Consider the following 25,163-nt stretch of genomic DNA (forward strand, 5'->3'; position numbering starts at 1 on the left):
CCTGGCCGGTCGGCCCTAACGGCAGCCGCAGCCCGCCAGTGCCGAGGCCGTACGGTCCAGGGCCGACTGGGCCGCCGACGGGTCGGTCGTGCCGGAGGCCAGGAAGGCGAAGGCCAGCAGGCGGCCGTCGGCGTCGACGACCGTGCCCGCCAGGGTGTTCACCCCGGTCAGCGTGCCGGTCTTGGCGCGTACGAGGCCGGTGCCGGACGAGTCGTCGGCGTAGCGGTCGCTGAGGGTGCCCGTGAAGCCCGCGACCGGCAGGCCGGTCAGGATGGGCCGGAGTTCGGGGTGGGCGGGGTCACCGGCCTTGACCAGAAGGGCCGTGAGCAGGTCCGCCGTCAGCCTGTCGTCCCGGTTCAGACCGCTGCCGTCCGTGAAGTGCGCGCCGGACAGCGGGAGTCCGAGCTTCTTCAGCTCGGCGTCGATCGCCGCCGCGCCGCCCTCGAAATCGGCCGGTCGGCCGGTGGCGAGGGCGACTTGGCGGGCCATGGCCTCCGCGATGTCGTTGTCGCTGTTCGTCAGCATCCGCTCGATGAGGGCGGACAGGGGCGGCGAGGAGACCGAGGCGAGGGACTGCGAGCGGTTCGTCGCCCTGGAGGGGCCGGGGGTCGCCGTCTTGATGCCGTTGGCCTCCAGCAGTTCCGCGAACTTCCCGGCCGCGTCCGCCGCCGGGTCCGCGGCGCGGATGACCGGTCCGCCGGCCGAGTCGTCGGTGCGGGCCTCGTCGACCATCAGGGCGCTGACCGGCGCGAGGTTGGGGTTGGTGCCGATGGGGTGCAGGGCGGGACCGGTGTAGAGCGAGGTGTCGTACGAGAGCGTCACCTGGTTCAGATGACGGGCCTTCAGGGCGGTCGCCGTCTCGTCGGCCAGGGTGCGCAGGCTCGCCCAGCCCGCCGCCTCCTTGCGGGCGGTCAGCGTGGGGTCGCCGCCGCCGACGAGCACGACCTCCTTGGTGCCGGGCTCCAGGACCGCGCGGGTCTCGATGCGGTGGTCGGCGCCCGCCGCGGAGAGCGCGGCGACCGCGGTGGCGATCTTCGTGGTGGAGGCCGGGGTCTGCGCGTCGTCGGCGCCCTTGCCGTACAGCCGCTTGCCGGTCGCCACGTCGACGACCACGGCCGTGCGCCGCCCGCCGAGCGCGGAGTCGCCCAGAAGCCGGTCGAGGGTGCTCGTGAGGGCCTTCTGGGTGGGTGCGGGCACCGAGACGGTGGAGCCGCCGAGACCCATCAGCACGGAGGCGGCGCTGGGCGCGGGCTTCGGCGCCGTGGGGGACGTATCGGAACTACGTGCGTGATCTGCGCCACCCTCCCCTTCTCGCGATGCGGCCCAGTCACGCTCGGCCGTACGCTGACCGGAGGAGTCCCAGGGGCCGGCCAAGGCCACCGCCCCGGCCGCGAATGCCAGGCCCGCGGTGGCGGCGACGGCTGTGAGCTGCGGGGCCGTGAACTTCACGGAACGCGGCCGCACGGCTTGAGCAGCCCGCACCACATGCGGTCGCACGGACTGCGCAGCCCTCGTCACACGCGGCTGCACGGACTGCGCGACCCGCGTCAGATGCGGCCGCACGGTCCGCTTGATCCGCACCACATGCGGTCTCGCGGCCCGCCAAGCCCTCAGCTCTGGCACGACCACCAGCCCCTTTCGCGATCACACACCTGCGTGAGGGACACTTAACCACCAGAACTATGTGTTGATCATGGAGGAGCCACCGGTGGAGTTCGACGTCACGATCGAGATTCCGAAGGGTTCGCGGAACAAGTACGAGGTGGACCACGAGACCGGTCGGATCCGCTTGGACCGTCGACTCTTCACCTCGACCAGCTACCCGGCCGACTACGGCTTCGTCGAGAACACCCTCGGCGAGGACGGCGACCCGCTGGACGCGCTGGTCATCCTGGACGAGCCGACCTTCCCGGGCTGCCTCATCCAGTGCCGCGCGATCGGCATGTTCCGTATGACGGACGAGGCCGGCGGCGACGACAAGCTGCTGTGCGTCCCGGCGCACGACCCGCGCGTGGAGCACCTGCGGGACATCCACCACGTGTCGGAGTTCGACCGCCTGGAGATCCAGCACTTCTTCGAGGTCTACAAGGACCTCGAGCCCGGCAAGTCCGTCGAGGGCGCCAACTGGGTCGGCCGCGCGGAGGCCGAGGCCGAGATCGAGCGTTCCTACAAGCGCTTGAAGGAGCAGGGCGGTCACTGATCCCTCCTGAGCCCTGCGGGCCGCGTGACCCCTCCTGGGGTGGCGCGGCCCGTTCGCGTATCCGTGCGCATACTGGGGCGTACGGGAGGGGCACGGTCGGCAACAGCGGGAGTGGTGGGTGACGGAGGCGGAGGACCGCAAACCGCAGTCGGACGAGGCGAGGAGTGCGTTCGCACAGCCGGACGGCGTGGCACCGGCGGTCGAGGACGAATCGGGGACCACGTCGGAGTTCGCGGTCCCCGAGGGGCTCGTGCCGCCCGAGACGGCCGACGCCGAGTCCGAGGGGTCGGCGTTCAGCACCCCGCGCACCTACAGCGCGAAGCACGCCCCGCCCGCCTTCACACCGGCGACCGGCGTCCCCGTGGTCAGTCTGACCAAGGACGTGCCCTGGCAGGACCGGATGCGCACGATGCTGCGCATGCCGGTGGCCGAGCGTCCGGCGCCCGAGCTGCTGCACAAGGAGGACGAGGCCGGCCCGGCCGTCCCCCGCGTGCTCGACCTGACGCTGCGCATCGGCGAGTTGCTGCTCGCGGGCGGTGAGGGCGCCGAGGACGTGGAGACGGCGATGTTCGCCGTCTGCCGCTCCTTCGGCCTGGACCGCTGCGAGCCGAACGTCACCTTCACCCTGTTGTCGATCTCACACCAGCCGTCCCTGGTGGACGATCCCGTGACGGCCTCCCGGACCGTACGCCGCCGGGGTACCGACTACACGCGGCTCGCGGCCGTCTACCGGCTCGTCGACGACCTGAGCGACCCGGAGACCACGTTCTCCCTGGAGGAGGCCTACCGGCGCCTCGCGGAGATGCGGCGCAACCGCCACCCGTATCCCGGCTGGGTGCTGACCGGCTGCAGCGGGCTGCTGGCGGGTGCGGCCTCGGTACTCGTGGGCGGTGACGCGATCGTGTTCGTCGCCGCGGCGCTCGGCGCGATGCTGGGCGACCGGCTGGCCTGGCTCTGCGCGGGGCGCGGGTTGCCGGAGTTCTACCAGTTCACGGTGGCCGCGATGCCGCCGGCCGCGATAGGTGTCGCGCTCCAGCTCGCGCACGTCGACGCGAACTCGTCCGCGGTGATCACCGGTGGACTGTTCGCGCTGCTGCCCGGGCGAGCACTCGTCGCGGGCGTCCAGGACGGACTCACCGGCTTCTACATCACCGCGTCAGCGCGCCTCCTGGAGGTCATGTACCTGTTCGTGGGCATCATCGTCGGCGTCCTCATCGTGCTCTATTTCGGCGTGAAGTTCGGCGCCGCGCTCGATCCGGACCAGGCGCTCAGCATCTCCGAGCGGCCCCTGGTGCAGATCGCCGCCGCCATGCTGTTGTCGCTGACCTTCGCGGTCCTGCTCCAGCAGGAACGCTCCACCGTGCTCGCGGTGACCCTCAACGGAGGCGTCGCCTGGTCGGTGTACGGGGCGATGCACTACCCGGGCGGTATCTCGCCGGTCGCCTCCACTGCCGTCGCGGCGGGCCTGGTGGGCCTCTTCGGGCAGCTGCTGTCCCGCTACCGGTTCGCGTCCGCGCTGCCGTACACGACCGCCGCGATAGGGCCCCTGCTTCCAGGGTCGGCCACCTACTTCGGGCTGCTGTCGATCGCCCAGAGCAACGTCGACAAGGGCCTGGTCTCGCTCTCGAAGGCCGCGGCGCTCGCCATGGCCATCGCCATCGGTGTGAACCTGGGGTCCGAGATCTCGCGGCTGTTCCTGCGGGTGCCGGGGGGATCCACCGGGGGGCGCAGGGCCGCGAAGCGGACGCGGGGGTTCTGAGTGCCGGGTGCCTACGAGCTCGGTGCGTTGTACCGGGTGGCGGCTGCGGGATTTTGGTGGCTGATCGCGGCCGAGCCGCATGTGTCACAGCCTCGCGCCCCTTTCGGGGCGCTCAGTTGCCGTACGGGTACTGCTGGTAGCTCTGGTCCTGGTTGCCGTAGGGCTGCTGCTGCGGGTAGCCCTGCGCGGGCTGCTGGGGCGGGTAGGTCTGGCCCTGGTCGTAGTTCGGGTCGTAGTTCTGGCCGTAATTCTGGTCGTAGCCCTGGTAGTAGCCCTGGTCCTGGTTGCCGTACGGCTGCTGGGGCTGCTGCTGCGGGTATCCCTGGGCGTACTGGTCCTGCTGGTGCCGGTCCTGCTGGTACGGGTCCTGGCTCTGCTGCGGCTGGTGCATGCGCAGCGGGCGCGTCGCGTCGTCCATGACGGGGGCCGTGGGCTGCTGCTGGTACGCGGCCGGGCCCTGGGGGGCCGCCGGCTGCGGCGGGTTCTTCTTGGCCTTGGAGCGCGCCCGCAGGAACTCGATGGCGATCGGGATCACCGAGACGAGGACGATCAGAATCAGGATCGCCTCGATGTTGTTCTTGACGAAGTCGATCTTGCCGAGCCAGGAGCCGAGCAGCGTGACGCCGGCGCCCCACAGGACACCGCCGATGATGTTGAAGGTGACGAAGGAGCGGTACTTCATGCCGCTGACGCCCGCGATGATCGGCGTGAAGGTGCGCACGATGGGCACGAAGCGGGCGAGGACCAGGGACTTGGGCCCGTACTTCTCGAAGAACTCGTGGGCCTTGACCACGTTCTCCTGCTTGAAGAGGCGGGAGTCCGGGCGGGTGAAGAGCGAGGGGCCGACCTTCTTGCCGAACAGGTAACCCGCCTGGTCGCCGAGGACCGCGGCGACGCAGATCAGGGCGACGGCCGCCCACAGCGGGAAGTCCAGCTGGTTCGACGTGATCAGCAGACCGCAGGTGAACAGCAGCGAGTCACCCGGCAGGAAGAAACCGATCAGCAGGCCGGACTCGGCGAAGACGACGAGCAGCAGGCCCCAGATGCCGAAGTTGTCCAGGAGCGTGTTCGGATCCAGCCAGCTTGGACCAAGGGCAAGCGTCGTCACGGTTCCGGGCTCCTGAGGGGTGAGGAAGAGTACGGCGGTCCTGGGACGGCAGTACGGCAGTACATCAGTACTGTCGGCCAAAGCTATCAACGCACAGTGTCCGTGCCAGGTTCCACCAGTGCCCCCAGGATGCACTGTGTGCCCACTGGGACAAAGCTGTGGACCATGGGCATCGATGAATACGGAGGCGGCCAGGGACCCCAGTCGGACGTCCTGGTCGTGACGACGAACGACGCACCCGGATACCGCGTCCAGCAGGTCGTCGGCGAGGTCTTCGGCCTCACCGTGCGATCCCGGCACCTGGGCAGCCAGATCGGCGCGGGTCTGAAGTCGATGATCGGCGGCGAGCTCAAGGGGCTCACCAAGACCCTCGTCCAGACCCGCAACGAGGCCATGGAACGGCTCGTCGAGCAGGCACGCGTGCGGGGGGCGAACGGTGTGCTGATGATGCGGTTCGACGTGACCGAGGCGGCGGACGTGGGCACGGAGGTGTGTGCCTACGGCACCGCGGTGGTCCTGGCGAAGGAGTAGGGCACGGCCGCAGCGCCGGAAGACGGTAACCGGAAGATGTAAGGGGCACCCGCGATGGCGGGTGCCCCTTGCCGTCTTGCCGTCAGGCTTCCTGGGAGTGCCGGGCCGCGTTCGCCGTGATCGCGTCCCTGAGGTGCTCGGCGAGACCCGGGCGCATGGAGTCGTAGTACGCCTTGAAGCGTTCGTCGGACACGTACATCGCGCCGAGGCAGCCGTGGAGCTCGTACGAGCAGTCGTAGAACCACTTGCCGATGTGCTGCCGGTGTTCCTCGGCCATGTCCATGGCCCGCTCGCCGGTCGCGGGTTCGCCCGCTTCCATGAGGGCGTCGTAGCGCTCGCCCCAGGAGGCGACCTCGGCCTGGATGCGCTGCCAGTCGCCCTTGGTGTAACGGGCGGCGCGGCGCTGTGACTCGGCGTACGCCGCCGTGCCGCCCCACCGCCGTTCGGCCTCCTCCGCGTGCTCCTCGGGATCCTTGTCCCCGAATACCTCGAACTTCTCCTCGGGCGTGAGGTTGATGCCCATCGTGCGTGCCTCCATGGCGTGCTCCACGGCCGCGGCCATCTTCTGCAGCTTCTCGATCCGGGCGGTCAGCAGCTCGTGCTGGCGGCGCAGGTGCGCGCGCGGGTCCGCCTCCGGGTCGTCGAGCAGGGCCGCGACCTCGTCGAGCGGAAAGCCCAGCTCCCGGTAGAACAGGATCTGTTGCAGCCGGTCGAGGTCGGCGTCGCTGTAGCGCCGGTGCCCCGCGCGGTTGCGCTCGCTCGGCACGAGCAGGCCGATCTCGTCGTAGTGGTGCAGGGTGCGCACCGTGACCCCGGCGAAACCGGCGACCTGGCCCACTGAGTAGCCCACTTCCGCTCCTTCCTCGGTACGCGTCCCACCCTCGGCCCTCACGTCACGTGAGGTGCAAGCCGGAATTCCCGGGGTGCCGAAGCGAACCCTTCGGGATGTTGCGCGGCTTTCGCCCGCTTAGGGTGTGGCCGTGAGCACCGATGCGTCCACGGCGACCCCCTTACGGCGTCTGCTGCCGTTGATCGTGCCCTCCGTGGTGGTCGGTGTGGCCGCGGCGCTCGTCCTGCTGGGCGTCAGCCTGCTCGCCGCCCGGTTCAAGGACGTCCTGTGGGAGACCCTTCCGGACGCACTGGGCGTGGGCCGCTACTCCGTGCTGTGGATGGTCGTGATGCTCACGGCGACCGGCGTCGCGGTGGGTCTGGTGGTGTGGAAGGTGCCGGGGCACGCGGGGCCGGATCCGTCGACCACGGGCCTGGTCGACGCTCCCCTGCCGCCCCGCGTTCTGCCCGGGCTGCTCCTCGCCACCGTCCTGACACTGGCGGGCGGGGTGAGCCTGGGCCCCGAGAACCCGATCACGGCCGTCAACGTGGCCCTCGCCTACTGGCTCGGCACCCGGGTGATCCCGGGCTCCGCCGTGGGGCTGTGGGTGGGCCTGGCGGTCGCGGGCACGATCGGCGCCCTGTTCGGCACGCCGGTGGCCGCCGCGCTGATCTTCTCCGAGGTGCTGGCCGGGCAGCCGGGTCCCGGCGCCCTCTGGGACCGGCTGCTGCCGCCGCTGCTCGCGGGCGGCACGGGCGCGCTGACCATGATGCTGCTGGAGCACCCGAGCTTCGACCTCGCGCTGCCCGCCTACGTGGGCCCCCACTGGGGCGACCTGCTGAGCGCCCTGGTGGTCGCCTCGGCGGCCGCGGTGATCGGGATGACCGCGGTGTACGCCCTCCCGTACGTCCACGGCGCCTTCTCGCGGCTCGGACACCCCATGGTGGCGATCCCCGTGGGCGGTGTCCTCCTGGGACTGCTGGGGGCGCTGGGCGGGCCTCTGACGCTCTTCAAGGGCCTGGACGAGGTGAAGACCCTCGCCGCGAGCCCGGAGGGCTGGTCGGCGGGACGGTTCGCGCTGATGTTCGTGGTGAAGCTGGCCGCGCTGCTGGTCGCCACCGCGTGCGGGTTCCGGGGCGGCCGGATCTTTCCCTCCGTGTTCGCCGGGGTAGCTCTCGGGCTGTGCGCACACGCGTTGGTACCGCAGGTGAATCCCACACTCGCCGTGGTGTGCGCGGTCCTGGGGGTGCTCCTGGCCGTCACCCGGCAGGGCTGGATCAGTCTGTTCACGGCGGCCGTCCTGGTGGCCCAGCCGGCCGTGCTGCCCCTGCTGGTGCTGGCCTCGGTACCGGCCTGGCTGATCGTCACCGGACGCCCGCAGATGCAACTGCGTACCGACGGGAGCTCGATCCGGTGAACCGACAGGCCCCTCCGATCCGATGAACCAGTAGGACCCTCCGACCGCCGACTCGATGGGAGATCCCATGCCGCTCCACCAAGGTCCCGAGAAGCCCGACGAGCGACCCGTGTCCGTCAACCCCTTCTTCGGGGAGGCGAATCCGGTCGGGGGCATGACGGAGGCCCCGCCCAAACAACGGCTTCCCGACGGCCCGCTGCCGCCCAACACGGCGTATCAGGTCGTCCACGACGAACTGATGCTGGACGGGAACGCGCGGCTGAATCTCGCCACCTTCGTCACCACCTGGATGGAACCGCAGGCCGGGGTGCTGATGAGCGAGTGCCGGGACAAGAACATGATCGACAAGGACGAGTACCCGCGCACCGCCGAGCTGGAGCGGCGCTGCGTGGCGATGCTCGCGGATTTGTGGAACGCGCCGGATCCTGCGTCCACCGTCGGCTGTTCGACGACCGGATCGAGCGAGGCGTGCATGCTCGCCGGCATGGCGCTGAAGCGGCGCTGGATGCAGCGGAACGCGGACCGCTACCCCGGAGCACGCCCCAATCTCGTGATGGGGGTGAACGTCCAGGTGTGCTGGGAGAAGTTCTGCAACTTCTGGGAGGTCGAGGCACGCCAGGTGCCCATGGAGGGCGAGCGGTTCCACCTCGACCCCCAGGCGGCGGCCGAGCTGTGCGACGAGAACACCATCGGGGTCGTCGGCATCCTCGGCTCCACCTTCGACGGGTCGTACGAGCCGATCGCCGAGCTGTGCGCGGCCCTCGACCAGCTCCAGGAGCGTACGGGCCTGGACATCCCCGTCCATGTCGACGGCGCGTCCGGCGCGATGGTCGCCCCCTTCCTCGACCCGGACCTGGTCTGGGACTTCAGGTTGCCGCGTGTGTCCTCGATCAACACCTCGGGCCACAAGTACGGGCTGGTCTACCCGGGCGTCGGCTGGGCGTTGTGGCGGACCGCGGCCGAGCTGCCCGAGGAACTCGTCTTCCGGGTCAACTACTTGGGCGGCAACATGCCGACCTTCGCCCTCAACTTCTCCCGCCCTGGCGCGCAGGTCGTGGCGCAGTACTACACGTTCCTACGGCTGGGCCGGGAGGGCTTCCGGGCCGTTCAGCAGACGACCAGAGACCTGGCTCGCGGGCTCGCCGAGCGGATCGAGGCGCTGGAGGACTTCCGACTCCTCACCCGGGGCGACGAGTTGCCCGTCTTCGCCTTCACCACGGCACCGCATGTGACCGCGTACGACGTCTTCGACGTGTCCCGGCGCATGCGGGAGAGCGGCTGGCTGGTGCCCGCGTACACCTTCCCGGCCAACCGGGAGGACCTGTCCGTCCTGCGTGTGGTGTGCCGCAACGGCTTCTCGGTGGATCTCGCCGACATGTTCATCGAGGACCTGAGCCGGTTGGTGCCCCAACTGCGCAGGCTGCCGCATCCGCTGACCCAGGACAAGGAGGCGGCGACGGGCTTCCACCACTAGTGCCGCCTGTTGCGGCACCAGGTCCTGTCCGGCGGAGGGTGCGGCTACTCCTGGTCGCCGGGGTGCGGGGTTCTCGTCGCGTACGGATTCTCCTCGCCGTCCACCAGGACGCCGACGAAGGGTTCGCCCTCCCCGGCGAAGGTGTACGCGCCGCCCTGGATGCGCTCGATCAGGCCCCGGGTCCACTGTGCGCCGGAGTCGGCCGAGTGGACCCAGAAGTTCATGATCTCGCCGATGTGGCCGAGCTGTCCGGGGCCGTCCTCGGGGGTGTAGTACCCGGTGACGGACTTGCGCCACTCCTCGATGGCGCGCACCCGATCCTGGAGGAGTTCGAGGGTCTCCGCACGGCCGAGCTCGACCATGAAGCCGAGCGCGGCCGAGAGGATGTCCGGTTTCTGGTCGTACGCGGTCAGCGACCGGCGCAGCAGCGTGAAGTACTCCTCGGTGCCCTTGTCCGTGATCTCGTACTCGGTGCGCGGCGGGCCGCCCGCCGTCGACGGGGCGATCTCGTGGGCGTGCAGCAGTCCCTGTTTCGCCATCTGCTTGAGCGCGTGGTAGATCGAGCCGGGCTTGGCGTTGGACCACTCGTGCGCGCCCCAGTACTCGAGGTCGTTGCGCACCTGGTAGCCGTGGGCCCGCCCGTGCTGGCGGACGGCACCCAGCACCAGGAGACGGATCGCTGACATGGGGTCCAGGTTATGGGGCAGATGAGGGCGCGGAGGTCAACCCTCCTGCGCGCGGGCGACCAGCTCGAAGGCGGTGGCGCCGTCCAGGGACTCGCGGTCCGGTCACATCACGGTGCGGCCGATGCGCTCGATGTGGAGCGTGCGCGCTTCCGCATCGATCCGGTAGAGGATGCGCCAGGGACCGTGATGGAGGCGACGGTGGTCCACGCCCATGCGCGCGACCCCTCGGGCCTCTCGTCCTCGGCGAGGTGGTCAGTGGCCCGCAGGAGGGCATCGACGCCTTGGGGGTCGTCCTTGAGGTGCCCTGTGGCAGCGTTGAGGGCGGCCGGTTCCCAGAGAACGCGCCAGGTCACTCGCCCCTCCCCGCCGCTTCGAGCAGCGCCCGGCGGGCCTCTTCGTGGGGGACGGGAGCCTCGGTACGCCCAAGGGCGCGGTCGCGCTCCAGGCGGGCCAGGGCCAGAGCGTCCTCGAGGTCCTCCAACTCGGCGGGAGAGATGAGGACGGCCGCCGGGATGCCGCGATCTGTCAGGGTGATGCGCTCGTGCTGGGCGGCTCGGCGGGCGAGGTCGCCGAGCGTATCCCCTCGCCTCGGCGAGGGGATACGTAGCAGACATGCACCTGGTGTGCTCCTGGATGCATGTCCGCTACGCCGGAATCGGGCGCTCAGAACGGGAAGAAGCTCCGGCCGTGCTGGACCGAGATCCACTTCTGGGTGGTGAAGGCGTCGACGGTCGTCTCGCCGTTCAGGCGGCCGATGCCGGAGTGCTTCTCGCCGCCGAAGGGGACCAGCGGCTCGTCGTGGACGGTGCCGTCGTTGACGTGGAACATGCCGGTGTCGATCTGCTTGGCGAAGGCGACACCGCGCTCGACGTCGGCGGTGTGCACGGCGCCGCTGAGCCCGTACGGGGTGTCGTTGACGATGCGTACGGCCTCCTCCTCGCCGTCGAAGGTGACGAGGAGTGCGACCGGGCCGAAGATCTCCTGCCGGAGGATGGCAGAGTCGGCGGGCAGGTCCGTCAGGACGGTCGGCTCGACGAGGTTGCCGGTGGTGGCGCCGCGCACCAGGGCCGTGGCGCCCTCGGCGATCGCCTGGTCGACCGCGCCGGTGAGCGAGTCCGCCTGGGAGGAGTTGATGACCGGGCCGATGATCGTCTGGGGGTCGCTCGGGTCGCCGACCTTCAGCGTCCTGACCTTGGCGACGAACTTCTCGGTGAACTCGTCCGCGATCGAGCGGTCCACGAGAACGCGGTTGGCGGCCATGCAGACCTGGCCCTGATGGACGTACCGGCTGAAGACCGCCGCGTCGACGGCGTAGTCGATGTCCGCGTCGTCGAGGACCACCAGGGCGCTGTTGCCGCCGAGCTCCAGCACCGCGCTCTTGAAGTGCGAGGCGCAGACGGTGGCGACGTGGCGGCCGACCTTGTCGGAGCCGGTGAAGGAGATGACCTTCGGAACGGGGTGCTCGATGAAGGCGTCGCCGATCTCGGCGATGTCGGTGATGACGACGTTGAGCAGACCGCCGGGCAGGCCCGCGTCCTCGAAGATCTTCGCCACCAGGGAGCCGCCGACGATCGGGGTGTTCTGGTGCGGCTTGAGGACCACGCCGTTGCCGAGTGCCAGGGCCGGCGCGACGGACTTCAGGGAGAGCAGGAAGGGGAAGTTGAAGGGGCTGATCACGCCCACGACACCGACCGGGACGCGGTAGAGGCGGTTCTCCTTGCCGTCGATCGGCGAGGGGAGGATCTTGCCCTCGGGGCGCAGCGCCAGCTGGATCGACTCGCGCAGGAACTCCTTGGCGAGGTGGAGCTCGAAGCCCGCCTTGAGGTGGGTGCCGCCGAGCTCGGCGATGATCACCTCGGTGATCTCGGCCTCGCGCTCCTCGATGATGCGCAGGGCCTTCTCGAAGACGGCGCGACGCGCGTACGGGTTGGTCGCGGCCCATTCCTTCTGGGCGCGCCGGGCGGCGAGGTAGGCCTCGTCGACCTCGTCGACCGTGGCTATGGTGATCGACGCCAGCTTCTCGCCGTTGTACGGGTTGAAATCGATGATGTCCCAGGAGCCGGTGCCCTGGCGCCACTCGCCGTCGATGTACTGCTGGGCCAAGTCGGTGAAGTAGGACGACATGTGCTCCCTCAATCCCCTTGCTGCCGAGGCAGACATCCGAGTCTGAGTCAGCAGACACATCCGATCAACGTCTGATCAGACGTCATCGTACTTGCGTCCAAAGGGAGTTGGAGAGCGCCTCCGAAGAGTCCATGAAGACTCACAGGCGAACGGACTGTGAGGACTCGCCGGAGGCGGTGAGGGGAGGATCAGGAGAGCTGGAGCAGTCCCCGCAGCAGATCGCGGCTCTCGGAGGGCCCGGGGCTGTCCTGCTGCAACTGCTTGAGCGCGCCCTCGTACTGGGTGACGTCCTCGCGTTTGTCCAGGTACAGCGCGCTGGTGAGCTGCTCCAGATAGACGACGTCCGACAGGTCGGACTCGGGGAAGCTCAGAATGGTGAAGGAACCGCTCTCGCCCGAGTGGCCGCCGAAGCTGAACGGCATGACCTGAAGTCGTACGTTGGGACGCTCCGACACCTCGATCAGATGCTGGAGCTGCCCCCGCATCACCTCGCGGTCGCCGTACGGGCGGCGCAGCGCGGCCTCGTCGAGGACGATATGGAACTCCGGGGCCTTCTCGGAGACGAGGTACTTCTGCCGCTCCAGGCGCAGCGCGACGCGCCGCTCGATGTCGGCGGGGGAGGCGCCCCGCATGCCGCGCGCGACGACCGCGTGGGCATAGGCCTCCGTCTGCAACAGGCCGTGCACGAACTGGACTTCGTACGACCGGATCAGATGGGCCGCGCCCTCCAGGCCGACGTAGGTCGGAAACCAGCTGGGCAGGACGTCCGAGTAACTGTGCCACCAGCCGGCGACGTTGGCCTCCTTGGCGAGGGAGACGAGCGACGTCCGCTCGGCCTCGTCCGCGATGCCGTACAGCGTCAGCAGGTCCTCGACGTCGCGCGTCTTGAAGCTCACCCGTCCCAACTCCATGCGGCTGATCTTCGATTCGGAGGCACGGATCGAGTAACCGGCCGCTTCCCGGGTGATTCCGCGCGACTCCCGCAGGCGCCGCAGATGTGACCCGAGCAGCATGCGCCGCACCACCGAGCCGCTCGACTCACCAGCGCTCACGTTCGTCCGCCTCCCCAACCGTCTTCAAGGGCCGAAGTCTGCCACTAAAACACTTCAAGCAGTACTCGTTCAGTTACAGAAACGGAAAGACTCCAAAGGGGCCACACAGGAAAAGATCAGTAGAGGGTCAACAAGCGGGAAGAAGGTGACAGAAGAAATGACCAAGAAAGGGTAGAGGAAGGTCCAATTCGGGCGCGTGCACGTGCATCTGCCCTTGCATCTGCTGTACGCATTCGGAACCATGGTCCTCGCGCCACCGCTGCATCGCAACGACCGCGAACACCCGGGAGTGCCTCGCATGGGGACGAATGGATCGACCATGCTCGAGCCCTTACGGCAGGGACTTCCGCCGCTCGACCCCGCGGCCGTGTCCAGCGCCGCTTCCTGCGCCCTGCCGGCGCGCTACGAAGCCGTGCGCGAAGCCCGGCAGTTCACCCGCAGAACGCTGGACCAGTGGGACATCGGCGAGCGCTTCGACGACGTCTGCCTGGTGGTCTCCGAGCTCGTGACCAACGCGCTGCGGCACGCCCTCCCCTCGGACACGCCCCGTCCGGACGACCAAGGCCCGCCCGTGCGGCTGCACTTGATGCGGTGGACCTCACGTCTGGTGTGCGCGGTGCGCGACCCCAGTCACGACAGTCCGGTCGCGGGCGACTCGGAGGACTTCTCGGCGGAGTCGGGCCGGGGCCTGTTCCTGGTCGACTCGTTCGCCGACAGCTGGGGTTGGCACCCGCTCGCGGGCACGCTCAGCGGCAAGGTCGTGTGGGCGCTGTTCCGGCTTCCGCAGCCGGCCGTCGGCGGGGTTTCGACCGAATAGAGAACCGCGGCGCTTTTTGGCGCCGCGGTTCTACGCGCGTTACGCGCCGCGAGAAGGCTGTTGCCGTCAGTTATGCCGGTTGCCCCGCCCGCACGCGCTTCCACGTGTGCGGCGCCGACTCAAGTCAGCCGGCGATCAGGTGGTCGAACTCCCCGTCCTTGATGCCCAGGAGCATGGCTTCGATCTCGGCGCGGGTGTAGACGAGCGCGGGCCCTTCCGGGAACCGCGAGTTCCGCACCGCCACGTCACCTCCGGGCAGCCTCGCGAACTCCACGCAGGAGCCCTGCGAGTTGCTGTGCCTGCTCTTCTGCCAGGCCACCCCGGTCAGCTCGGTCGCAGCCATGCCGTTGTACACGTCATCCAGGTCATCCACGTCGTACACGTCGTGGTCCACAAGTCGCTCCCCGGTCGTGCAGTGGCCGATGTGGCCATTGATGCAGTGGCCAACTGTCCCGGATCATAGCTCTGTTCATGTGCAGATGCATGGGCAGATGCACGTGCACGGGGGGTGGTCCCACGGTTACAGCTTTTACCGCCATTTGACTACCGAGTGTTGACCGCCCGACTACTGTCTGGTACTTGCCGGGCTGCATCTGGTCCAGCGTCTGCCCCGGAGAACGCATGACATGCGATCTCCAGCCCCCGTGCATGATCTTCCGCGCCGTCATCCGTGCAGGGTCGTCCGGGTCGAATCCCTCATGCAATAAGAAGAGACGCGTACCGGGCCCTTCGAGTTTCAACGTTCACGTAATGGCCCAATCCAAAGGGTCGCAGGATCAGCGTCGGCCCACCGGACGCGCGGCATCCGTTCCGGCTCGTACGCGAGAATCCGCACGTCGACGGTGTCGGACAGGCGGTTCGTCCGCCGGAACGGGGGGCAGGTCTCTGTCCGGGACGGGGTTCATGACTTGCCACCGCCGAGTTCGGTCTCGGCCTCGGCCCCGGTTTCGGCCTCGGTGTCCATGTGGTCGAGGAGTTCACCGGGGCCCTTGAGGCGGTCGTGCCGGAAACGTTCAACGATGACCCCGCGCCCCCTCGCAACCATGACCCGGCGCCCGCCCGGAACCATGACCCGACAACGCCCTCAGAAGATTCGTAAGTTCTCCCGATGTCTCGCCCAGGGTGTTCGTGAGTCCGGCTGATAGCTTGCTGCGGTCGTTCCGGCGACCCCAGCGACACCATCACCCTTGGGGGCTTCAGTGACATCGGCGACTTCGGCGATCCTTCCGCGTCGGCGGACCCGGGGCGCGGCCATGGCCTTGGCCGCGGGTCTGGCGGGCACGCTCGCGCTGACCGGGTGCAGCAGTGGCTCGGGGTCCGGCTCCGGGGACGGGTCCGCGAGTCCCGGCGCGTCCGCCTCGGGGACGGCCGGCACGGGTGGCGACTCGGCCTCTCCGTCGACCGCCACCAGCAAGCTGGAGGGCAGCTGGGCGGCCACGACCGGCGGCAAGGCCGTGGCGCTGGTGATCACCGGCAAGCAGGCCGGGCTCTTCACGACGGGCGGCACCGTGTGCACCGGAACCGCCGGTGAAGAGGCGGGCATGCGGATGATCCACCTCAAGTGCACGGACGGGAACAAGGACCGCACGACGGGCATGGTCGACTCCGTGAACAGCACGACACTGAAGGTCACCTGGTCGGGGAACCTCGGCAAAGAGTCGTACACGAAGGCCGAGGGCGGTCAGCTCCCGTCGGGACTGCCGACGGCGAGCCTGGGCTCCTGACCGGCCGGACCCCTCCCTGACCTGCTCCGACCTGCCCCGCCCTGCTCTTGGCAGCGGGCCGCTGAGCCCCCTGGGACTCCGCGGCCCGTTCGCGTGTCCGTCGCTCATTCCATCGACGTAGGGCGGCTTTCGGGTCACATCCGGGATATATGGGGCACGGGAGTGGTGCGCGACAGGGGGGCCGCGCAACACGTCCCCACCGGTCTGCGTGATGATCCATGAGCACCTTCACGAACCCAGGGGGAAACCCATGCGCGCCCTTCCGATCGCCGTCGTCGCCGCCGCGGCGGCACTCACCCTGACCGCCTGCGACAGCGGCGGCAGCAGCAACAACAGTGACGACGGCAAGAAGGCCTCGACCGCCTCCTCCGCCGCCGCCTCCACGGCCTGCAAGATCGACCAGATCGGCATCCAGGTCGGCCCCGCCAACGCCGCCCCGGCCGCCGGCGACACCGGCAACGTGCCCGTCACGCTCACCAACAAGGGCGCCCAGTGCACCCTCCAGGGCTTCCCCGCCGTCAAGGTGCAGGACGGGGGCACGAGTACGGACGTACCCGACGAGAAGTCCGTGACTCCACCGAAGCAGGCGCTGGCGCCGAGCGGCACCGCCTCCTTCACGATCACCTACGTACGGGGCACGGCGGGCGACGGGAAGAGCCTCGCCGCGACCACGCTGAAGATCGGCCTGCCCGGCGCCGCCACCACCCAGAGCTTCAAGTGGTCGTACGGCCCCCTCGCGGGCAAGACCGGTCCGACCGACCCGAACGCCTCCGTGAGCTCGTTCCAGCCCGCGGGCGACTGAGCGGCTCCCGACGGAAGCCGGGAGGCACTCGGCAATCCGACGGAATGCCGGACGTCAGTGAAGCGGCGGACGTGCCCTGACCTGGGCGCGGTCCGCCGCCGCGGCCCCTTCCTGCCACCCGGCCGCGTCGTTGACCCCGCGCAGCCGGGTGGTGACGGTGTCCGGGAACATCCGCTCCATGTGGTCGTTGACCGCCACGTCACGGGCCGCCAGGACGGGCAGCAGCTCCCCCACCGGGGCCGCCGAGGCGACCTCCCCCTCGGCCCCATCGGCGGCGGTCGCCAGCCGGTCGCCGATCCGGTGCGCGTACGCGGCCAGGAACGACTGCCGGAAGCTCTTCGTACGCTTCCTTCCCCCGGCCCGCTGGGCCGCCTCCGCCTTCGTCATCGCGGCCGTGGCCTGCACGAGCAGCGAGGTGTAGAGGAGTTCGACGGCCTCCAGGTCGGGTTCGAAGCCGACGACGGTCGAGAAGCCGAGCGACTCGTTCCACACGGCACGACAGCGGTTCGTGTCGGCCACCGCGTCCAGCAGCACCGCCTTGGCCGTCTCGTACGGCGGCTCGACACCGATGCGGCAGGCGCCGGGCGCGTCCTTGGCGTGCGTACGGGCCGCGAGCAGCGCCTCGTCGATGCTGTGCCGGGCCATCAGCTCCTGGGCCTTGGCGCTCAGCGCCTCCGCCTCCTCCGGGAATCCGGTCGCCTCGGCCTTGGCGAGCAGCGCGCGGATACGGGTGAGCATGCGGGAGTCCTGCGGGGCGGCCTGGTGCCGCGCCGTGCCGTGCGACCCCTGCGCGTCGAGGGGCTCGAGGGTGGGGAGGCGGAGCAGCAGCCGGTACAGCTCCAGCGCGGCGGTGGCGAGCGAGAAGCGGTCGGTGCGCGGGGCGAGGGCGTCCAGCTCTTCGAGCTGCGCCGCCCAGCGTGGGCCCCGGGGCCGCCGGTCCCGGCCGGCCTCGGCGCGCACCAGCTCCGACACCAGCTGCAGGTGTACGTCGTCCAGTTCGCGCCGCACGATCCGTACGACGTCGGCGGGCTGCCAGCCGCGACGCCAGGCCGCGGCGACGAACTCCTCGCCGCGGCGGGCGAGTTCGGCGTCACAGGCGGGGTCGGCGGCGAGCAGCGAGGCGCCCGTGTCGAGGGCCGCGTCGCTGTCGGCGTAGAGCGCGGCCTCGAAGGCGCGCTCCACGGTGCTGGGCGTACTGCTCATGCGTCGATCGTGTCACGCCCGCCGAACCGGACCGTCCACACCCTGTGGACAGGGAACCGCGGACGGGAGGCTCGACGGGTGTCAACTTCGGGTTGACGCCCGTCGACTGTCAACTTACGGTTGACACATGACTTCGAACCCACCTGTCAAGGCATCCGTACGTCTCGACGACCTCATCGAGGCCATCAAGAAGGTCCACACCGACGCACTCGACCAGCTCCAGGACGCGGTGCTCGCGGCGGACCACCTCGGCGACGTGGCCGACCATCTGATCGGCCACTTCGTGGACCAGGCCCGGCGTTCGGGCGCGTCCTGGACGGACATCGGCAAGAGCATGGGAGTCACCCGGCAGGCGGCGCAGAAGCGGTTCGTCCCCAAGGCCGAGTCGGACCTCGACCCCAGCCAGGGCTTCGGCCGCTACACGCCCCGTGCCCGGAACGCGGTCATGGCCGCGCACAACGAGGCGAAGGCCGCGGGCAACGCGGAGGGACTCACCGAGCACCTCGTCCTCGGCCTCCTCTCCGAGCCCGAGGGGCTCGCCGCGAAGGCGATCACCGCACAGGGCGTGACCCTGGACGCCGTCCGCGAGGCCGCGACCGCGGCGCTCCCGCCGGCGGCCGACGAGGTCCCGGAGCTCATCCCGTACGGCCCCGCCGCCAAGAAGGCCCTGGAACTCACCTTCCGCGAGGCCCTCCGCCTCGGCCACAACTACATCGGCACCGAACACATCCTCCTGGCCCTCCTGGAGTACGAGAACGGCAACGGCGTCCTCAGTGGCCTCGGTATCGACAAGACGGCGGCGGAGGCCTACCTCGCGCGCGCGCTGGAGATCGTCGCGGTGGGGGGACAGCAGAAGGACCAGCAGGAGGACCGGCAGGAGGACCGGCAGGAGGACCGGCAGGAGGACCCGCGAAAGGATCAGTAGGGTCGCGTCACCGGCCGTTGTCAGACCCCCCTGCGAGACTCGGAACCATGAGCGACCGGTGGGCTCTCGGGCCGGCCGAGGACGGTGGTGCGGAGGTCGCCCCCCTCGGCTCCGACGGGCTGCCCGCGGGGCCGGTGCGCAGGGAGGCGGACCTGGTCGAGGCCGTGCGGGGGCGACCCGACGTGGTCCGGTGGGTCTGGCGGTCCACGGCCGAGGTCTATCCGCGTCTGCTCGCCGCGGGGGTGCGAGTGCAGCGGTGTTACGACATCGAGGCCGCCGAGACACTGCTGCTCGGCCACGAGGGCCGGCTCGGCGAACCCCGGTCGGCGGCCGCCGCGCTGGCAAGGCTGCGCGGCGGCCCCGTACCGCCGGATCCCCCGCAGCGCTCCGCCGAGCCCGGCTCGCAGTCGTCCCTCTTCGAACCGCGCCCGGTCCACGTACCCCTGGAAGACCTCCTGGCGGTGTACGCCGATCAGCGCCGCCGGCACGACACGACCGCGCACCCGGAGCGCATGCACCTGCTGACGACGGCCGAGTCCGCGGGCATGCTGGTGGCGGCCGAGATGAACGGCACCGGGCTGCCGTGGCGCGCGGACGTCCACCGCGAGGTGCTGCACGAACTGCTCGGCGAGCGGTACGCGGGCGGCGGCGAGCCCAGACGCCTCGCCGAGCTCACGGACGAGGTGTCGGCCGCCTTCGGCAGACGCGTCCGCCCCGACCTGCCCGCCGACGTCGTCAAGGCCTTCGCGCAGGCCGGGGTCAAGATCAAGTCCACCCGGCGATGGGAGATCGAGACCATCGAGCATCCTGCCGTGAAGCCGCTGCTCGAATACAAGAAGCTGTACCGGATCTGGGTGGCGCACGGCTGGTCCTGGCTCCAGGACTGGGTGCGCGACGGACGCTTCCGGCCCGAGTACCTGCCCGGCGGGACCGTCACCGGCCGCTGGGTGACCAACGGCGGGGGCGCCCTGCAGATCCCCAAGGTGATCCGGCGTGCCGTCGTCGCCGACCCGGGCTGGCGGCTCGTGGTGGCCGACGCCGACCAGATGGAGCCGCGGGTGCTGGCCGCGATCTCGCGCGACCCCGGCCTGATGGAGGTCGCGGGCCGGGAGAGCGACCTGTACCAGTCGGTGTCGGACCGGGCGTTCGCCGGCGACCGGGCACAGGCCAAACTCGCCGTGCTCGGCGCGGTGTACGGGCAGACGTCCGGCGACGGCCTGAAGAACCTGGCCGCCCTGAGAAGACGCTTCCCCCGGGCCGTCGCCTACGTGGACGACGCGGCGCGGGCCGGCGAGGAGGGCCGGCTCGTACGGACATGGCTGGGGCGGACGAGCCCCCCGGCGGCCGGCGCGTCCGACACCGCGTCGGAGGAAGCGGGCCTCCCCCAGGACGAACCCGGCGAGGCCCTCGGCGACCAGGGCTGGGTGCCGGGCTACGCCTCCTCCAACTCCCGCGCCCGCGGCCGCTTCGCACGCAACTTCGTCGTCCAGGGCAGCGCCGCCGACTGGGCGCTGCTGCTGCTCGCCGCCCTCCGGCGCACCTGCGCGGACCTCGCCGCCGAGCTGGTCTTCTTCCAGCACGACGAGGTGATCGTGCACTGTCCGGCCGAGGAGGCGGACGCGGTCGTGGCCTCGATCCGGGAGGCCGCGGAGCTGGCGGGACGGCTGACGTTCGGCGAGACCCCGGTCCGCTTCCCGTTCACGACGGCGGTGGTGGAGTGCTACGCGGACGCGAAATGACCCGGACGGTGACCTGCTCCTCCGCCGGCTGACGTACTCCTCCTCCCGGTGCTCTACTCCTCCCCCAGGAGCTCCTTCAGCTCCCCCACCACCGAGGTGTCCGTCCCGTCCAGCGCCGCGAGCGCCGACTTCCACAGCTCGTACGCCCCTGCGGCATCCCCCCGCGCGTGCAGCAGCAGCCCCAGCTGATGCCGGGCGAGCCCGCCGGTGTACCGGTCGGCGCGCTGGTCGGCGCGGCACAGCAGCAGATCGCACTCGCGCGCGGCCCGTTCGACATGCCCCACCCCGCGCAGCGCGCGCACCAGCCCGAGCCGCGTCTGCGACTCCCCGTGCCAGTCGCCGTGACCGCCGAGGATGCGCAGACTCTCCTCGAAGTGCGGTACGGCGGCGGCCGGTTCGCCGAGCGTCAGGTGGGCGTAGCCGATGTTGCAGTGCGCGGAGTGCCGGATGATCACGTCGTCCATCGCGTCGCCGATCGCCAGGCTGTGCTGGTGGTGGTCGATGGCGGCCCGGGCGTCCGTGTGCTCGTACAGATTGCCGAGGTGGCTGTAGGTGATGGCCTCGGTGTGCGGGTCGCCCAGTTCCCGGGAGAGTTCGAGGCTCTGCAGCAGCGCCTCGCTGGACTCGGCGTGGCGGCCCAGCCCCTCGAGGAGCATGCCGCGGTTGTTCAGCCCGCGCCGGATCCACGACAGCACCCCGAGCCGCCGCCAGATCGCCAGCGCCTCGTCGTTCAGCGTGAGCGCCTCGCCCGCGCGGCCCGTCATGAAGTGCAGCCCCGCGAGGTCCCCGAGCGCGTACGCCTGCGCGGCCTCGTCCCCGAGCCGCCGCGCCGCGCCCAGCGCCGCCCGCAGGAGCACCTCCGACTCCGGGACCCGGCCGCTGCGCTGGAGGTAGGGGTTGAGCAGCCGCACCAGCACGGGAACGTACGCGGACGTGTCCGCGTAGCGCTCCACCAGCGCCACCACGTTCTCCAGTTCCAGGTCGCCCCAGGCGAAGGCGTCCCTGGCGGTGCAGAACGGCGGCGTGGCGGCGGCGTCCACCGTGTGCGCGGCCGGCTGCGCGGCGGTCGGACGGCTGCGGTCCTCGCGGTCGAGGCCCGGCTCGACGATCGCTTCGAGGGAGCGGGCGGCGACACCGGCGTACCAGCGCAACGCCCGCTCGGACACGCAGATGTCCGCGCCCCCGTCGCCGGGTGCCCCGTCCGTCGCGCCCGCGATCTCCCGGGCGAAGTCGCGGACGAGGTCGTGGGGTGCGTAGCGGCCGTACGCCGTCTCCTCCAGGAGCGCGACGTCGACGAGGCGGTCGAGGGCGGCCTCGGCACGGAACTCGGCGATGCCGCAGAGCCGGGCGAGCAGGGGCGCCCCGTACACGGGGAGATGGAGCGCGCCGATGCCGCGCAGCACGACCGCCGCGTCCTGGTCGGCCTCCCGATCCGAGGCACGCAGCGCGTCGAGCGCGACGGCCAGGGACCTGCGGACGCTCAGGTCGTCGTACTCCAGATGATGCAACCGCCCCTCGGTGGCGGTCAGTTGACCGGCGAGGACGTCCGGCGTGAGCGCACGGCGCGCGGCGAGACGGGCCGCGACCACGCGCAGGGCGAGCGGGAGCCGGCCGGTGAGTTCGACGAGGGGGTGCGCGCCGTCGAGGCCGTCCACCCGCCCGGACACCGCGCGCAGCAGCGCCGCGCTGTCCTCGACCGAGAGCGGCGCGAGCGGGAAGCGCCGCGCGCCGTCCAGCGCGGTGAGCGGCGAACGGCTCGTCACGATCACCGCGCACCCCGTGCCCGCGGGCAGCAGCGGCCGTACCTGCGCGGCGTGCGCGGCGTCGTCGAGCACCATCAGGGTGCGCGTCGGAGCCAGCATCGAGCGGAGCAAGGCGGCGGCCGCGTCCGGGTGTTCGGGGATACGGCGCGGCTCGGCACCGAGGTCGCGCAGCAGCGCGGCGAGCGCCTGACCGGGGGTGAGGGGGGTCATTCCGGGCGTGGCCCCGTGCAGGTTGACGTACAGCTGGCCGTCGGGGAAACGTTCCCGCAGCCCGTGTGCCACATGCAGCGCCAGGGCGCTCTTGCCGACTCCGGCCATCCCGCTGATGACGACGACGGCCGGAGCGGCGGGCCCGGGGTGCCGGGCCGCGTCGAGGGCCACGTTCAGTTCCCGGCGCACTTCGAAGCGGCCGGTGAAGTGACCGGGCGGAGGCGGGAGTTGGGCGGGCCGGGGCGGGGCCGGTTCCGCCGGAGCGGCCCGCTCCGCACGGTTCCCGTCCCCGCCCCCGTTCCCGTTGCCGTCCCGGTCGTGTGCGGACTCGTCTCTCTCCCCCGCCCGCTCGCGCAGGATCTCCAGATGCGCCGCGCGCACCGCGGGCCCGGGCTCGACACCGAGTTCCTCGACCAGGCGGGCCCGTAGATCGCGGTGGACGGCCAGGGCCTCGGCCTGACGTCCGGTGCGGTGCAGTACGAGCATCAGCAGCCGGTGGAAGGCCTCGCGCAGCGGGTACTCGGCGACGAGTGCGGACAACTCGGGTGCGAGAGCGGCGAGTCGGGCGGGGCCGGGGGTACTGGAAGCGCCGGTGGTACCGGTGGCTTCCGTTGCTTTCACGTCGGCGGAGACCCCGATGTGCCCGATGCCCCCGGTGTCCCCGGTGTCCCCGGTGTCCCCGGTGTCCCCGAAGACCCAGCCGACCCCGGCGCCCTCGGCTCGCCCGACACCATCGGGACCCTCGCCCGCACCGCCGACACCGCGACCCTCGCCCGCACCACCGACACCGGCGCCCCCGGCCTCCGGCCCCGCAAGCCGCAGCTCGGCCTCGTACCGCCACTCCAGGACGAGCAGCCGTGCCTCCTCCAGGCGCTGGACGAGCGCGTGTCCGCCGAGTTCGGACGGGACCCCGCCGAGCGGTGTGCCGCGCCACAGCGCGAGCGCCGCCAGGGCCTCGCGCAGCGCCCGCTCCCAGTCGCGCCCGGCATGCGCGGCGCGCGCGGCCATGACGTGGGACTCGAAGACGCGCACGTCCAACTCGCCCTCGGCGACCCGCAGGAGATACCCGGGCGGCATGGCCCGCAGCCGCTCCGGATCGTCAAGCAGCCGCCGCAGCCGGGTGACGTGGTTCTGCAAAGAGGCCTGCGCGGAGGCGGGCGGCGCCCCGCCCCACAGCGCGTCCTTGAGCGCGTCCACCGAGACGACCCGGCCCGGCTCCAGGAGCAGCGCGACCAGCAGGGCACGCATCTTGCCGCCGCCGATCGAACGGACCTCGCCGTCGGCGTCGTACAACACCGGCGGCCCCAGCAGCCCGAACCGCAGCCCGTACCGCATAGCCCGCCCCACTGCCTTCCCGTGCGACCGACCCGACCGGTTCAGACCGGTACCGACCACACCCATGGCGACTTCGCGCCTTCTTGCGACGACTTCACGCCGACCGACTTCCGGTTTCCGGGTTTCCGGATGGAAACCCGTTGGCGACATGTTAGCGATCCGTTGGCGCGGGCTGATGGGATCACTCCATCGGATCTGGCCCGACGGTGCGCGCGTACGACGCGTAACTCGGGGGAGTGTCGCCGCCGTGGCCGGATCCGGGGACAGAGAGGGCCCCGGTCGTCGGAGGTGAGCGACCGGGGCCCTCGTCCGCCTCCTGCCGTCCCGCACGCGGGCGGAGGGGTACGACCCGCCCGCGTTCAGATGACGGGCGGCCCGTCCCGGCAACGGTCAGATGACGGGCGGCCGTCCCAGCCGCGTGAGCCGCCACACCGTCCGCCACCGCATCGGCCGCCGCTCGCCGCCCGACTGCCGCAGTCCTTCCGCGAAGCCGCCGAACCAGGCCCGCAGCCCGCCGAGCGACCGCGTCCGTACGAGCGTCAGCAGCATCCAGATTCCCAGGTGCACGGGGATGAGCGGGAGGGGCAGCCTGCGACGGGTGAGCCAGACCCGGTTGCGGGCGGTGACCCGGTAGTAGATGGCGTGCCGGGCGGGTGAGGTCTTGGGGTGCTGGAGCAGCAGTTCGGGCTCGTAGAGCACGGTCCACCCGTCGTCGATGGCCCGCCAGGCCATGTCCGTCTCCTCGTGCGCGAAGAAGAACTCGGCGGGCCAGTCCCCGATCCGGGCGAGCATCGGCATGGACAGCGCGTGTCCGCCGCCGAGGAAGCCGGTGACCGGGCCGCCCCGCATCGGGTCCTTGGCCCCGACCCGGGGCACATGCCGGCGCTGGGTCTCCCCGTTCTCGTCGGCGATGCGGAAGCCGACGACACCCAGGCGCGGATCGGCGCTGTACAGGTCCCGCACCTTGCGCAGCACATCCGCGTCGACCAGCAGCCCGTCGTCGTCCAGTTCGACGACGACGTCCACGTCCGCGAACTCCCTGAGCCGGGCGAGGCCCACGTTGCGCCCGCCCGGGCAGCCGAGGTTCTCGTCGACCTCGATGCCGGTCACCTCACCGGGCAGTCCCAGCCGCTCGGCGAACTCGGGCAGTGGACACCCGTTCCCCACGATCACGATCCGCGCGGGCGCGACGTCCTGCTTGGCCACCGAGGTGAGCAGTGCGTCGACCTCGTCGGGCCGGTTCCCCATGGTCACGACGGCAACGGCGATCCGAGGCCCCTCCGACACGACACCACTCCATCCCAGGCCGACAACTCTGCCCGCGATGCTAGCCGTTCACCCTGAGTATCCCTCCGGTACGCCGCGTTTCCCCGCGCTCTGCGCATTTACTCCCGCCGTACGAAGCTCTTTGCGCCGTACGAACGTCAGTCCGCGGGAGCCTTGGCGACCAGTACGGGACGTACTC

23 protein-coding genes are annotated in these 25,163 nt (G+C 70.8%); 10 read left to right on the top strand and 13 right to left on the bottom strand.

What is annotated here, in order from left to right:
* Positions 1 to 15: 15 nt before the first annotated feature.
* Complete coding sequence (gene dacB / locus ACIQTP_RS39150) at positions 16 to 1,629, bottom strand: D-alanyl-D-alanine carboxypeptidase/D-alanyl-D-alanine-endopeptidase (RefSeq protein ID WP_403408932.1); 1,614 nt, start codon at positions 1,627 to 1,629, stop codon at positions 16 to 18.
* Between the two features lie 79 nt (positions 1,630 to 1,708).
* Between dacB and ACIQTP_RS39155 the strand changes: the two genes are divergently transcribed.
* Together ACIQTP_RS39155 and ACIQTP_RS39160 are read left to right on the top strand one after the other, a co-directional pair.
* Positions 1,709 to 2,200 (top strand): inorganic diphosphatase, encoded by a 492-nt coding sequence (locus ACIQTP_RS39155; RefSeq protein ID WP_054237475.1) that lies wholly within the window; start codon positions 1,709 to 1,711, stop codon positions 2,198 to 2,200.
* Positions 2,201 to 2,318: 118 nt separating this feature from the next.
* Entirely contained in the window at positions 2,319 to 3,959 is a 1,641-nt protein-coding gene (locus ACIQTP_RS39160) for a threonine/serine exporter ThrE family protein (protein WP_403408934.1), read from the top strand.
* 112 nt (positions 3,960 to 4,071) lie between these two features.
* On the opposite strand, the gene ACIQTP_RS39165 is transcribed toward ACIQTP_RS39160, so the two are convergent.
* Entirely contained in the window at positions 4,072 to 5,067 is a 996-nt protein-coding gene (locus ACIQTP_RS39165; protein ID WP_403408936.1) for a VTT domain-containing protein, read from the bottom strand.
* A gap of 165 nt (positions 5,068 to 5,232) precedes the next feature.
* On the opposite strand from ACIQTP_RS39165, the gene ACIQTP_RS39170 reads away from it, so the two are divergent.
* A complete protein-coding gene (locus ACIQTP_RS39170) occupies positions 5,233 to 5,598 on the top strand; it encodes a YbjQ family protein (protein WP_403409041.1) in 366 nt (121 codons plus the stop codon).
* Positions 5,599 to 5,680: 82 nt separating this feature from the next.
* Here ACIQTP_RS39170 and ACIQTP_RS39175 read toward each other — a convergent pair whose 3' ends face one another.
* Complete coding sequence (locus tag ACIQTP_RS39175; protein ID WP_403408938.1) at positions 5,681 to 6,448, bottom strand: MerR family transcriptional regulator; 768 nt, start codon at positions 6,446 to 6,448, stop codon at positions 5,681 to 5,683.
* 130 nt (positions 6,449 to 6,578) lie between these two features.
* On the opposite strand from ACIQTP_RS39175, the gene ACIQTP_RS39180 reads away from it, so the two are divergent.
* Both ACIQTP_RS39180 and ACIQTP_RS39185 read left to right on the top strand, forming a co-directional pair.
* Complete coding sequence (locus tag ACIQTP_RS39180; RefSeq protein WP_403408940.1) at positions 6,579 to 7,844, top strand: ion channel protein; 1,266 nt, start codon at positions 6,579 to 6,581, stop codon at positions 7,842 to 7,844.
* Positions 7,845 to 7,911: 67 nt separating this feature from the next.
* A complete protein-coding gene (locus tag ACIQTP_RS39185) occupies positions 7,912 to 9,318 on the top strand; it encodes a glutamate decarboxylase (protein ID WP_403408942.1) in 1,407 nt (468 codons plus the stop codon).
* 44 nt (positions 9,319 to 9,362) lie between these two features.
* On the opposite strand, the gene ACIQTP_RS39190 is transcribed toward ACIQTP_RS39185, so the two are convergent.
* The 5 genes from ACIQTP_RS39190 to ACIQTP_RS39210 all read right to left on the bottom strand — a co-directional run bounded on the left by ACIQTP_RS39190 (position 9,363) and on the right by ACIQTP_RS39210 (position 13,141).
* Entirely contained in the window at positions 9,363 to 10,004 is a 642-nt protein-coding gene (locus ACIQTP_RS39190; protein ID WP_403408944.1) for a PadR family transcriptional regulator, read from the bottom strand.
* Between the two features lie 102 nt (positions 10,005 to 10,106).
* Positions 10,107 to 10,217 (bottom strand): type II toxin-antitoxin system RelE/ParE family toxin, encoded by a 111-nt coding sequence (locus ACIQTP_RS39195; RefSeq protein ID WP_403408946.1) that lies wholly within the window; start codon positions 10,215 to 10,217, stop codon positions 10,107 to 10,109.
* A gap of 136 nt (positions 10,218 to 10,353) precedes the next feature.
* Positions 10,354 to 10,485, bottom strand: coding sequence for a hypothetical protein (locus ACIQTP_RS39200; protein ID WP_403408948.1), 132 nt, complete (start codon positions 10,483 to 10,485; stop codon positions 10,354 to 10,356).
* A gap of 182 nt (positions 10,486 to 10,667) precedes the next feature.
* Entirely contained in the window at positions 10,668 to 12,128 is a 1,461-nt protein-coding gene (locus tag ACIQTP_RS39205; RefSeq protein WP_403408950.1) for an aldehyde dehydrogenase family protein, read from the bottom strand.
* A 188-nt stretch (positions 12,129 to 12,316) separates the two neighbouring features.
* On the bottom strand, positions 12,317 to 13,141 hold the full coding sequence (locus tag ACIQTP_RS39210) for a helix-turn-helix domain-containing protein (RefSeq protein WP_403409043.1): 825 nt from the start codon (positions 13,139 to 13,141) through the stop codon (positions 12,317 to 12,319).
* A 337-nt stretch (positions 13,142 to 13,478) separates the two neighbouring features.
* On the opposite strand from ACIQTP_RS39210, the gene ACIQTP_RS39215 reads away from it, so the two are divergent.
* Positions 13,479 to 13,997 carry an ATP-binding protein gene (locus ACIQTP_RS39215; protein ID WP_403408952.1) on the top strand — a complete coding sequence of 173 codons (519 nt, stop codon included), beginning with the start codon at positions 13,479 to 13,481 and terminating at the stop codon, positions 13,995 to 13,997.
* A 124-nt stretch (positions 13,998 to 14,121) separates the two neighbouring features.
* Here ACIQTP_RS39215 and ACIQTP_RS39220 read toward each other — a convergent pair whose 3' ends face one another.
* Positions 14,122 to 14,391, bottom strand: a complete 270-nt coding sequence (locus ACIQTP_RS39220; RefSeq protein ID WP_060896084.1) for a DUF397 domain-containing protein — start codon at positions 14,389 to 14,391, stop codon at positions 14,122 to 14,124.
* A gap of 507 nt (positions 14,392 to 14,898) precedes the next feature.
* Positions 14,899 to 15,042: a hypothetical protein gene (locus tag ACIQTP_RS39225; RefSeq protein WP_403408954.1), complete on the bottom strand. Its 144-nt coding sequence runs from the start codon at positions 15,040 to 15,042 to the stop codon at positions 14,899 to 14,901.
* Positions 15,043 to 15,250: 208 nt separating this feature from the next.
* On the opposite strand from ACIQTP_RS39225, the gene ACIQTP_RS39230 reads away from it, so the two are divergent.
* Together ACIQTP_RS39230 and ACIQTP_RS39235 are read left to right on the top strand one after the other, a co-directional pair.
* Positions 15,251 to 15,721 (top strand): hypothetical protein, encoded by a 471-nt coding sequence (locus tag ACIQTP_RS39230; protein ID WP_403408956.1) that lies wholly within the window; start codon positions 15,251 to 15,253, stop codon positions 15,719 to 15,721.
* A 250-nt stretch (positions 15,722 to 15,971) separates the two neighbouring features.
* Entirely contained in the window at positions 15,972 to 16,523 is a 552-nt protein-coding gene (locus tag ACIQTP_RS39235; protein ID WP_403408958.1) for a DUF4232 domain-containing protein, read from the top strand.
* A 54-nt stretch (positions 16,524 to 16,577) separates the two neighbouring features.
* Here ACIQTP_RS39235 and ACIQTP_RS39240 read toward each other — a convergent pair whose 3' ends face one another.
* A complete protein-coding gene (locus tag ACIQTP_RS39240; protein WP_403408960.1) occupies positions 16,578 to 17,726 on the bottom strand; it encodes a DUF2786 domain-containing protein in 1,149 nt (382 codons plus the stop codon).
* A gap of 127 nt (positions 17,727 to 17,853) precedes the next feature.
* Here ACIQTP_RS39240 and ACIQTP_RS39245 point away from each other — a divergent pair, with 127 nt between their 5' ends.
* Complete coding sequence (locus tag ACIQTP_RS39245; protein ID WP_403408962.1) at positions 17,854 to 18,651, top strand: Clp protease N-terminal domain-containing protein; 798 nt, start codon at positions 17,854 to 17,856, stop codon at positions 18,649 to 18,651.
* 47 nt (positions 18,652 to 18,698) lie between these two features.
* Entirely contained in the window at positions 18,699 to 20,390 is a 1,692-nt protein-coding gene (locus ACIQTP_RS39250; protein WP_403408964.1) for a bifunctional 3'-5' exonuclease/DNA polymerase, read from the top strand.
* A gap of 53 nt (positions 20,391 to 20,443) precedes the next feature.
* Here the strand turns inward: ACIQTP_RS39250 and ACIQTP_RS39255 are convergent, their stop codons facing one another.
* Positions 20,444 to 23,698 carry a BTAD domain-containing putative transcriptional regulator gene (locus ACIQTP_RS39255; protein ID WP_403408966.1) on the bottom strand — a complete coding sequence of 1,085 codons (3,255 nt, stop codon included), beginning with the start codon at positions 23,696 to 23,698 and terminating at the stop codon, positions 20,444 to 20,446.
* Between the two features lie 390 nt (positions 23,699 to 24,088).
* Positions 24,089 to 24,985, bottom strand: coding sequence for a glycosyltransferase family 2 protein (locus ACIQTP_RS39260; protein WP_403408968.1), 897 nt, complete (start codon positions 24,983 to 24,985; stop codon positions 24,089 to 24,091).
* Between the last annotated feature and the right edge of the window lie 178 nt (positions 24,986 to 25,163).

This window comes from Streptomyces sp. NPDC090798 (genome assembly GCF_044768965.1).
In the GTDB taxonomy this organism is placed as follows: Bacteria; Actinomycetota; Actinomycetes; order Streptomycetales; family Streptomycetaceae; genus Streptomyces.

Coding starts and splice junctions, on each gene's coding strand:
- ACIQTP_RS39210 (WP_403409043.1), bottom strand. CDS start 13,141: ATGCTGCTCGGGTCACATCTGCGGCGCCTGCGGGAGTCGCGCGGAATC.
- ACIQTP_RS39240 (WP_403408960.1), bottom strand. CDS start 17,726: ATGAGCAGTACGCCCAGCACCGTGGAGCGCGCCTTCGAGGCCGCGCTC.
- ACIQTP_RS39190 (WP_403408944.1), bottom strand. CDS start 10,004: ATGTCAGCGATCCGTCTCCTGGTGCTGGGTGCCGTCCGCCAGCACGGG.
- ACIQTP_RS39195 (WP_403408946.1), bottom strand. CDS start 10,217: ATGGGCGTGGACCACCGTCGCCTCCATCACGGTCCCTGGCGCATCCTC.
- ACIQTP_RS39185 (WP_403408942.1), top strand. CDS start 7,912: ATGCCGCTCCACCAAGGTCCCGAGAAGCCCGACGAGCGACCCGTGTCC.
- ACIQTP_RS39255 (WP_403408966.1), bottom strand. CDS start 23,698: ATGCGGTACGGGCTGCGGTTCGGGCTGCTGGGGCCGCCGGTGTTGTAC.
- ACIQTP_RS39230 (WP_403408956.1), top strand. CDS start 15,251: ATGGCCTTGGCCGCGGGTCTGGCGGGCACGCTCGCGCTGACCGGGTGC.
- ACIQTP_RS39205 (WP_403408950.1), bottom strand. CDS start 12,128: ATGTCGTCCTACTTCACCGACTTGGCCCAGCAGTACATCGACGGCGAG.
- ACIQTP_RS39170 (WP_403409041.1), top strand. CDS start 5,233: ATGGGCATCGATGAATACGGAGGCGGCCAGGGACCCCAGTCGGACGTC.
- ACIQTP_RS39225 (WP_403408954.1), bottom strand. CDS start 15,042: ATGGTTGCGAGGGGGCGCGGGGTCATCGTTGAACGTTTCCGGCACGAC.
- ACIQTP_RS39235 (WP_403408958.1), top strand. CDS start 15,972: ATGCGCGCCCTTCCGATCGCCGTCGTCGCCGCCGCGGCGGCACTCACC.
- ACIQTP_RS39245 (WP_403408962.1), top strand. CDS start 17,854: ATGACTTCGAACCCACCTGTCAAGGCATCCGTACGTCTCGACGACCTC.
- ACIQTP_RS39215 (WP_403408952.1), top strand. CDS start 13,479: ATGGGGACGAATGGATCGACCATGCTCGAGCCCTTACGGCAGGGACTT.
- ACIQTP_RS39250 (WP_403408964.1), top strand. CDS start 18,699: ATGAGCGACCGGTGGGCTCTCGGGCCGGCCGAGGACGGTGGTGCGGAG.